Source organism: Desertihabitans aurantiacus (genome assembly GCF_003344635.1).
GTDB classification, from domain to species: domain Bacteria; phylum Actinomycetota; class Actinomycetes; order Propionibacteriales; family Propionibacteriaceae; genus Desertihabitans; species Desertihabitans aurantiacus.
This window is the reverse complement of record NZ_QPKK01000177.1, coordinates 1-8,231: the sequence shown is the minus strand read 5'-3', so window position 1 is coordinate 8,231 and position 8,231 is coordinate 1. Positions and strand designations below refer to the sequence as shown.

The following is an 8,231-nucleotide window of genomic DNA, read 5'->3' as shown; positions in this document are numbered from 1 at the left end:
CCGAAATCCTCCGAGGAACGAGGAGGAGGCCCGGCCGGGCGGGACGTCCCGCCCGGCCGGGCCGCGACCGGGCAGAACCACGACCAGCGACCCCGAGCACGGGTCAGGTGAAGAGGGAGCCCTCGGTGACCTCGACGGTCTCCCAGACCGGCGGGGGCAGCTCCGCCGCGCGCTCCTCGGCGACGACGTCGGAGTGGGCGCCGCAGCCGTGGTCGACGCTCACCACGCCGGCGTCGCGCGGCGACCACACGTTGGTGCAGACGCCGAACTGCCGTCCCAGGCTGCCCTGGAGACGCACGAAGTAGCCGCAGGTCACGCAGCTGCCGGGCGCCTGCCGGGTGGACTCGTTGTCCGGGCCGGGCTCGCCGTCCAGCCAGCGCTCGGTGGCCTCGTCACGGCCGTAGGGGGTGAGCACCCGCTCACGGCCGAGGCCGAGCTCGGCGACCACGGACCGGGTGATGCTCGCCTCGGCCGGGTCGGTGTCGGCGGCGTGCTCGCCGCCGGTGTAGCCGGGCTCCAGACGCGGGTCGTCGTCGGGGGTGGGCATCACCACCCCGGGGGTGACGTCACCGCCCTCGATCCGGTCGGCCCACGGCGTCCAGCTGGGCGCCAGCAGGGCGTCCTCGCCGGGCAGCAGCACCACCTCGTTGAGGGTGGCGCGCTTGGCGCGGGAGGCGCGCGACAGCGTCACCGACCAGCGCCAGCCCCGGTAGCCGGGGTGGGTGCACTCGAAGAGGTGGCTGACCACACGGTCGTCCTCGGCCTGGACGCCGAGGTGCTCCCCCACCTGCCCGGGGCCCTCCTCCTCGGCCGACTCGCGGGCGAGGTCGACGGCCTCGGCGAGGATGCTGTCGAGCTTGGGCGCGCGGCCGGCGCGGGTACGGGTCGCTGTCGCCACGCTCAGAGCTCCAGCTCGTCGGCGACGGCCCGCAGCACGGTGGCCACCTTGGTGCCCACCCGTCCGTCGGGGTGCCGGCCGCGGCGGTAGCCGTTGCCGAGGCCGTCCAGCATCTTGATGAGGTCCTCGACGATGACCGCCATCTGCTCGGGCGACTTGCGCTGGGCCTTCGACAGCGACGGCGGCGCCTCGACCACGCGCAGCGACAGCGCCTGGTCGCCCTTGCGGCCGGCCACCACCCCGAACTCGACCTTCTGGCCGGGCTTCAGGCTGGTCACCCCCGCAGGCAGCGCTGACGCGCGCACGTAGACGTCCCCACCGTCGTCGGAGGACAAGAACCCGAAGCCCTTCTCCGCGTCGTAGAAACGCACCTTGCCAGTCGGCACCGCAACCTCACTCAAGTCATGCCAAGGGCCCGACCGACCGGCCGGGTCGGCCCAGCCTATCGAGCGGTGCAACACTGAAACCACCTCGAAACCCCCGCAGGAGGAACGATGGCCCTCAGTCCGAAGCTGATCCGCTACCCCGAGCGCCTCGCCACCGGCGTCTTCATCGTCCACTCCGGCTGGCAGAAGTGGAACGGCGACGCCGAGACCGCCCAGGGCACCCACGGCATGGCCGCCGGCGCCTACCCCTTCCTCAAGAAGATCGAGCCGACGCTGTTCCTCAAGCTGCTGGCCGTGCTGGAGATCACCACGGGACTGGCGCTGCTGGTGCCCTTCGTCCCGCGCGCGGTGGCCGGCGCGGTGCTCACCGGGTTCTCCGGCGGTCTGGTCGGGCTGTACCTGCGCACCCCGGGTCTGCGCCAGCCCGGCAGTCTCGCGCCGACCCCGGAGGGGCTCGGCATCGCCAAGGACGTGTGGATGCTCGGCATCGGCACGTCGCTGGTGCTGGACGGCCTGGCCAAGCCCGAGCGCTGAGTCAGCGCCCGATCGGGGCCAGCGGCAGGTTGAGGATGGCCTTGGTCAGCGCCTCCACCGGCTCCGAGGCCGAGCGCGGGTTGGCCACCAGCGCCATCTCCACGTCCGGCAGCTCGGGCAGGTCGACCCGTCCGGTGAGGTTGCGCAGGTCCGGGGGCACCCGGCTCTGGGCCAGGACGCAGACCCCCAGCCCGGCCCGGACCGCGGCCAGGATGCCGTTGATCTGACGCGTGTTGCAGGTGATCCGCCAGGCCCGGCCGGCGGCGGTGAGGGCGCTGATCGCGGCGCTGCGGCCGAAGCTGGGCGCGTGGTAGGTCACCAGCGGGAGCGGCTGGGTGGGGTCGAGCTCGAGCCGGTCCAGCCCCACCCACACCAGCCGGTCGCGGCGCACCATCCGGCCGAGATCGGTGTCGGCCTCCTGGTTGATGAAGATGAGGTCGAGGGCGTTGCGCTCGAGGCTGCGCAGCAGGGTGCCGCTCTGGGTGACGGTGAGCTCGAGGTTGATCCGCGGGTACACCTGGCGGAAGTGGCGCAGGATGCTCGGCAGCTCGCTCAGCGCCAGCTCGTCGGCGGCGCCGAAACGCAGCCGGCCCGACATCGCCGAGCCGGTGAAGTAGCTGGCCGCCTCGTCGTGGGCGGCGAGGATGGCGCGGGCGAACCCGGCCATCGCCTCCCCGTTGTCGGTGAGCGTGATGGTGCGGGTGTCGCGGCTGACGAGCTGACGCCCGGCGGCCTCCTCCAGCCGCCGGATCTGCTGGGAGACCGCCGGCTGGGAGATGCCCAGCTCCGCCGCCGCCCGGGTGAAGCTCAGCCCGTTGGCCACCGCCAGGAAGGTCCGCAGCAGCGTCGGGTCGAAGTAGCGGGTCACCGGGTCATCATGACCCCTTATGCGACTTATAGCGAGCATAGTTCGCAGAAATGTTTCCCGTGCGGTTAGCGTGTGGACGTCCCCCCGGGGACGCCCCGGCCTCCGCGAGACCGGACCCTTGGCAGCGTCGCCAGCCCTCCTCGCAACCGCTCCGACCCGATCCAGGTGATCCCTGTGCGCCGTCTCCCGGCCACCTTCTCCGCCCTGTCCTCGCCCGCCTACCGACGCTTCGTCCCCGCCCAGTTCATCGGCAGCACCGGTGTCTGGATGCAGCGCATCGCCCAGGACTGGCTGGTCCTCGAGCTGACCGGCTCGGCCGCCGCGGTCGGCCTGGTGGTCGCGATGCAGTTCCTGCCGATGCTGCTGCTCGGCCTGTGGGGCGGCGTCATCGTCGACCGCTTCCCGATCCGGCGGCTGCTGATCTTCACCCAGACCGTCGCGGCCGCGCTCGCCCTGCTGCTCGGCGGGCTCTCCCTCGCCGGTGTGGTGCAGGTCTGGCACGTCTACGCCATCGCCCTGACGCTCGGCCTGGTGGTCGTGGTGGACGGCCCGGCCCGGCAGGCCTTCGTCAGCGAGCTGGTGCCCTCCTCCCAGGTGCGCAACGCGGTCGGGCTGAACAGCACGGTCTTCCAGTTCAGCGGGGTGCTCGGGCCGGCGGTCTCGGGCGTCCTGGTCGCCGTGGTCGGCAACGGCTGGGCGTTCATGATCAACGGCCTGGCGTGCACGGCGGTGGCGGCCATCGTCTTCACCGTGCGCCCGCAGTTCACCCGCCCGGTCGTCCCGCGCGCCCCCGGTGCGCTGCGTCAGGGGCTGCGCTACATCTTGTCCACCTCGGAGGTGTTCTGGGCGATCCTGCTGGTCGCACTGGCCGGGCTGATGGCGTTCAACCTGCCGGTGCTGCTGGCCACCATGGCCGACAGCGAGTTCCACACCGGCGTCAGCGGCTACAGCCTGCTGACCACCGTCAACGCCGTCGGCGCGCTGATCGGCGGGCTGTGGGCCGGCAGCCGCACCACCACCAGCAGGCTGCGCTCGCTGACCGGCGGGCTGGGCGCGCTCGGCGTCCTCTACGCGGCGATGGCGGTGGTCCCGGGGCAGATGGCCTTCACCGCGCTGCTGGTGCTGTCCGGGGTGGCGACGATGTCCTTCCTCATCGGCGCGAACTCCCTCATCCAGCTGAGCACCGCACCGGAGGTCCGCGGCCGGGTCATGAGCGTCTACATGATGGTGCTGCTCGGCGGGCAGTCGATCGCCGGACCCCTGGTCGGGCGCTTCAGCGACTGGGCGGGCCCGCGCGCGGCGCTGGTGCTCTGCGGTGTGGTGATCCTGATCGTCACGGCGGTGCTGGCCGGGCTGATGGCCCGTCAGGCGCACCTGCGACTGGCGCTGCAGCGTGAGCGCTGGGCCCCGCGGCTGAGCATCGTCCGGGTCCCCTGACCCCGACGGGGCCACCGGGCCGGTCTTGCTGGGTGAGACGGCCGCTTGGGTTCGTCCGGAGAGCCACGCAGGGTGGGTTGTTCGGACGTCCCCGACGGAAGGACAGCAGCATGCTCACCCTGAGCGAGCGGGCCAGCACCGTGGTCCGGACCATCTCCGGTCAGCACGAGGCCGACGACGCCGGCCTGCGGATCGCGGCCACCGACGAGGCCGCGGGCAGCCTGGGGATCACCGTGACCCCGGACCCCGAGCCGGGCGACACCGTGGTGGAGGCGGACGGGGCGCGGGTCTTCGTCGACCAGAGCGCCTCGGAGCTGCTCAGCGACATGGTGCTCGACGCCCAGGTCGACGAGCAGGGCAACGTGGAGTTCGCGCTCGGGCCGCAGCAGACGGTCTGAGCCACTCCCTCACGCGCACGGGCCCGGGTCAGGCGAAACGCTGCCACCCGGGCTTGTGCGCGTACACGTGCTGGTAGTAGCCGCGCAGCCGCAGCCCGCTGGCGGCCGCCTCGTCCAGCACGACGGTGGCCCGCCGGTGGTGCTGGAGGATGCTGGCCGGGCAGACCGCCGACACCGGGCCCTCCACGGTGGCCGCGACGGCATCCGCCTTGGCCGCGCCCTGCGCCACCAGCAGGACGTGCCGGGCGTCCATGATCGTGCCCAGGCCCTGGGTGAGGCAGTGGGTCGGCACCTCCTCCAGGGAGGAGAAGAAGCGCTGGTTGTCGAGCCGGGTGCGCTCGGCCAGCGTCTTGATCCGGGTGCGTGAGCTGAACGAGGAGGTCGGCTCGTTGAAGCCGATGTGGCCGTTGGTGCCGATGCCGAGGATCTGCACGCTGACCCCGCCGGCCTCGCTGATGGCCCGCTCGTAGGCCTCGGCCGCGGCCTCGACGTCCTCGGCCGCGCCGTCGGGGACGTGCACCCGGGCCGGGTCCATCCGCAGCGGCTCGGTCACCGTGCGGGCGATCACGCTGGCATAGCTCTCCGGGTGGTTGCGGTCGAGCCCGACGTACTCGTCGAGGGCGAAGGCGTCCACGGCCGACAGGTCGAGCTCACCCGCCTCCACCTTGGCGGCCAGGTGGGCGTAGATCGCGAGCGGGGACGAGCCGGTGGCCAGACCGAGGACGGGACGCTCCTCGTCGGCGCAGACCCGCGCCACCTTGGCCGCGGCGACCCGGCCCACCTCGTCGGCGTCGGGGCAGATGATGACCTCCACGGGGCGTCAGTCTGGCAGATCCGGACGGCCCCGCCGGCCCCGCCCGCGTCACGCGTCAGGACTGGTGCGCCGGCCTCGGGTCCGGTCGGCTGCCGGTGCTGCGGCTGGTGCCCGCGTCGCCGGCCCGGTCGGTCTCCTCTGGCCGGACGCCCTCCCCGGCGGTGCCGGGCCGGTGCAGGGTGACGACCACCGACTTCGAGGTCGGGCAGTTGCTGCCCTCGGCGGTGGAGTCCAGCGGGACGAGCGGGTTCGTCTCGGGGTAGTAGGCCGCCACCGAGCCGCGCGGGGTGTCGTAGGCCACGCAGCGGAACCCCTTGGCGACCCGTTCCACGTCGTCGTCCCAGCTCGAGCGCAGGTCGACCACGTCGCCGTCGGCGAACCCGCGCACCGCCAGGTCCTCGGGGTGCACGAACACCACCCGCCGGCCGCCCTCGACGCCGCGGTAGCGGTCGCTGTAGCCGTAGATGGTGGTGTTGAACTGGTCGTGGCTGCGCAGCGTCTGCAGCAGCAGGTGACCCTCCGGCACCTGCACGACGTCCATCGGTGAGACCACCATCTCGGCCCGCCCCGAGGAGGTGCGGAAGGTGCGGCTGTCGCGCGGCGGGTGCGGCAGGGTGAACCCGCCGGGACGGTCGGCCCGCTCCTCGTAGTCCTCGCAGCCGGGCACCACCCGGCTGATGTGGTCGCGGACCACCGAGTAGTCCGCCCCCATCGCCGCCCAGTCGATGCCATACCGGTCCCCCAGCGTGGCCCGGGCCATCCCGGTGACGATCTGCACCTCCGAGCGCAGGTGCGGGCCGGCCGGCTCGAGCGGTCCGCGGGAGGAGTGCACCTGCGACATGGAGTCCTCGACGGTGACGAACTGCTCGACGCCGTCGTGGACGTCCTTCTCGGTGCGTCCCTTCGTGGGCAGGATCAGCGCGGTCTCCCCGCACACCAGGTGGGAGCGGTTGAGCTTGGTGGAGACGTGCACGGTCAGCCGCGCCCGTCGCATCGCCTCCATCACCACGTCGGTGTCGGGGGCGGCGTGCACGAAGTTGCCGCCCAGCCCGACGAAGACGTGCGCGCGGCCGTCCCGCAGCGCCTTGATCGACTCGACCGTGTCCAGCCCGTGCTCACGCGGCGGGTCGAAGCCGAACTCCTCGCCCAGGGCGTCGAGGAAGCTGTCGGGCGACTTCTCCCAGATGCCCATGGTGCGGTCGCCCTGCACGTTGGAGTGGCCGCGCACCGGGCACAGCCCGGCGCCCTTCTTGCCGATGTCGCCGCGGACGAGCGCCAGGTTGGTCAGCTCCTTGATGGTGGCCACCGCGTTGCGGTGCTGGGTCAGCCCCATCGCCCAGCACCAGATGGTGGCCCGCGAGCCACGCAGCAGCTCGGCGGCCTCGGTGATCTGGGCCCGGCTGAGCCCGCTGTCGCGCTCTACCTGCGCCCAGTCGACCGCGGCGACGTGGTCACGCCAGGCCTCGAACCCGGTGGTGTGGGCCCCCACGAAGTCGTGGTCGACGGCGTCCCACTCGACCAGCAGCGCGCCGATGCCCTGGAACAGCGCCAGGTCGCCGTTGTTGCGCACCGGCAGGTGCAGGTCGGCGATGTCGGTGCCGGTGCCGACCACCCCGCGGGGCTTCTGCGGGTTGCGGAAGTTGACCAGCCCGGCCTCCCGCAGCGGGTTGATGGAGATGATCTTCGCGCCGCGCCGCTTGGCGATCTCCAGCGCCTGCAGCATCCGCGGGTGGTTGGTGCCCGGGTTCTGCCCGGCGATGATGATCAGCTCGGCGTGGTAGATGTCGTTGAGCGTGACGCTGCCCTTGCCGATGCCGATCGACTCCGCCAGCGCCACGCTGGTCGACTCGTGGCACATGTTCGAGCAGTCGGGCAGGTTGTTGGTGCCGAACGCCCGGGCGAACAGCTGGTAGGCGAAGGCGGCCTCGTTGGAGGCCCGTCCGGAGGTGTAGAAGACGGCCTCGTCGGGTGAGTCGAGCGCGGTGAGGTGGTCGGCGACCACCCGGAAGGCGTCGGCCCAGTCGATCGGCTCGTAGTGGGTGCCGCCCGGCCGCTTGACCATCGGCTGGGTGATCCGGCCCTGCTGGCCGAGCCACCACTCGTCGTGGGCGTCCAGCTCGGCGATGCTGTGGGTGGCGAAGAAGTGCGGGTCGGCCCGCCGCTTCGTGCCTTCCTCGGCGACGGCCTTGGCGCCGTTCTCGCAGAACTCGGCGGTGTGGCGGTGCTCGGGGTCGGGATCGGGCCAGGCGCAGCTCATGCAGTCGAAGCCGTCGGTCTGGTTGAGCTTGAGCAGGGCGCGGGCCGAGCGGACCGGCCCCATCCGCTCCACCGAGCGCTTCATCGCCACCGCCACGCCGGTGACACCGGCCGCGGCCGACTTGGGACGGTGCACCTCCAGCTCCGCCTCGGGCGCCTCGCGGCCGTCGGAGGTCCCAGGGGTGGACGTCGCTGTCATCGCCGCTCCTCGCTCGGTGTTCGGGCTGCTCGCCGACTCTACGCGTGCCCTCCGACCCCGTCCGCCCGGCGGCGTTCGGGCGGGCCGGAGGCGATGACGGCGGGGATAGCATGGCCGCCATGGCGACCTGGGAGGACGGACCGGAGTACGCGCCGCACCAGCGGCCGGACCAGTTCCAGCCTCCCGCCGACACGCCGCCGCTGGGCGCCGCACCGCCGGCGCCGCGGCCCCCGGCGTCCGAACCGCTGGCGCCGCCGCTCCGCTACGAGATGCGCAGCCAGGTGGCCGGGCTGGAGACCCTGGTGCCGGACCGTGGCGAGCAGCGCGACCCGCACCGCGCCTTCGATGTCGTGCAGTCGGTGATGACCGAGCAGCCCTCCTTCGGCCCGCGGGCCTGGAGCGCGGCGCACTCCAGCTCCTGGAGCCAGCAGTGGGCCCCGC

At 72.7% G+C, this 8,231-nt stretch carries 9 protein-coding genes; 4 read left to right on the top strand and 5 right to left on the bottom strand.

Features of this window, described 5'->3' with window-relative positions; translation table 11 throughout:
• Positions 1 to 103: 103 nt before the first annotated feature.
• On the bottom strand, positions 104 to 904 hold the full coding sequence (locus DVA66_RS13805; RefSeq protein ID WP_114560610.1) for a DUF3027 domain-containing protein: 801 nt from the start codon (positions 902 to 904) through the stop codon (positions 104 to 106).
• Positions 901 to 1,284 (bottom strand): cold-shock protein, encoded by a 384-nt coding sequence (locus DVA66_RS13800; RefSeq protein ID WP_114128053.1) that lies wholly within the window; start codon positions 1,282 to 1,284, stop codon positions 901 to 903. Before DVA66_RS13800 ends, DVA66_RS13805 begins: the two co-directional genes overlap by 4 nt.
• Before the next feature lie 108 nt (positions 1,285 to 1,392).
• Between DVA66_RS13800 and DVA66_RS13795 the strand changes: the two genes are divergently transcribed.
• A complete protein-coding gene (locus tag DVA66_RS13795; RefSeq protein WP_114560609.1) occupies positions 1,393 to 1,818 on the top strand; it encodes a DoxX family membrane protein in 426 nt (141 codons plus the stop codon).
• A gap of 1 nt (position 1,819) precedes the next feature.
• Here DVA66_RS13795 and DVA66_RS13790 read toward each other — a convergent pair whose 3' ends face one another.
• Positions 1,820 to 2,686, bottom strand: a complete 867-nt coding sequence (locus DVA66_RS13790; RefSeq protein WP_232821953.1) for a LysR substrate-binding domain-containing protein — start codon at positions 2,684 to 2,686, stop codon at positions 1,820 to 1,822.
• Between the two features lie 174 nt (positions 2,687 to 2,860).
• On the opposite strand from DVA66_RS13790, the gene DVA66_RS13785 reads away from it, so the two are divergent.
• Positions 2,861 to 4,123, top strand: a complete 1,263-nt coding sequence (locus DVA66_RS13785) for an MFS transporter (RefSeq protein ID WP_157974005.1) — start codon at positions 2,861 to 2,863, stop codon at positions 4,121 to 4,123.
• A gap of 110 nt (positions 4,124 to 4,233) precedes the next feature.
• Positions 4,234 to 4,521 carry a HesB/IscA family protein gene (locus DVA66_RS13780; protein WP_114128057.1) on the top strand — a complete coding sequence of 96 codons (288 nt, stop codon included), beginning with the start codon at positions 4,234 to 4,236 and terminating at the stop codon, positions 4,519 to 4,521.
• Positions 4,522 to 4,549: 28 nt separating this feature from the next.
• Here DVA66_RS13780 and nagB read toward each other — a convergent pair whose 3' ends face one another.
• Together nagB and DVA66_RS13770 are read right to left on the bottom strand one after the other, a co-directional pair.
• Entirely contained in the window at positions 4,550 to 5,335 is a 786-nt protein-coding gene (nagB, locus tag DVA66_RS13775) for a glucosamine-6-phosphate deaminase (RefSeq protein ID WP_114560606.1), read from the bottom strand.
• Positions 5,336 to 5,390: 55 nt separating this feature from the next.
• Entirely contained in the window at positions 5,391 to 7,790 is a 2,400-nt protein-coding gene (locus DVA66_RS13770) for an FdhF/YdeP family oxidoreductase (RefSeq protein ID WP_114560605.1), read from the bottom strand.
• 119 nt (positions 7,791 to 7,909) lie between these two features.
• Between DVA66_RS13770 and DVA66_RS13765 the strand changes: the two genes are divergently transcribed.
• The coding region (locus tag DVA66_RS13765; protein ID WP_198671758.1) for a hypothetical protein at positions 7,910 to 8,231 on the top strand (322 nt) is incomplete at its 3' end.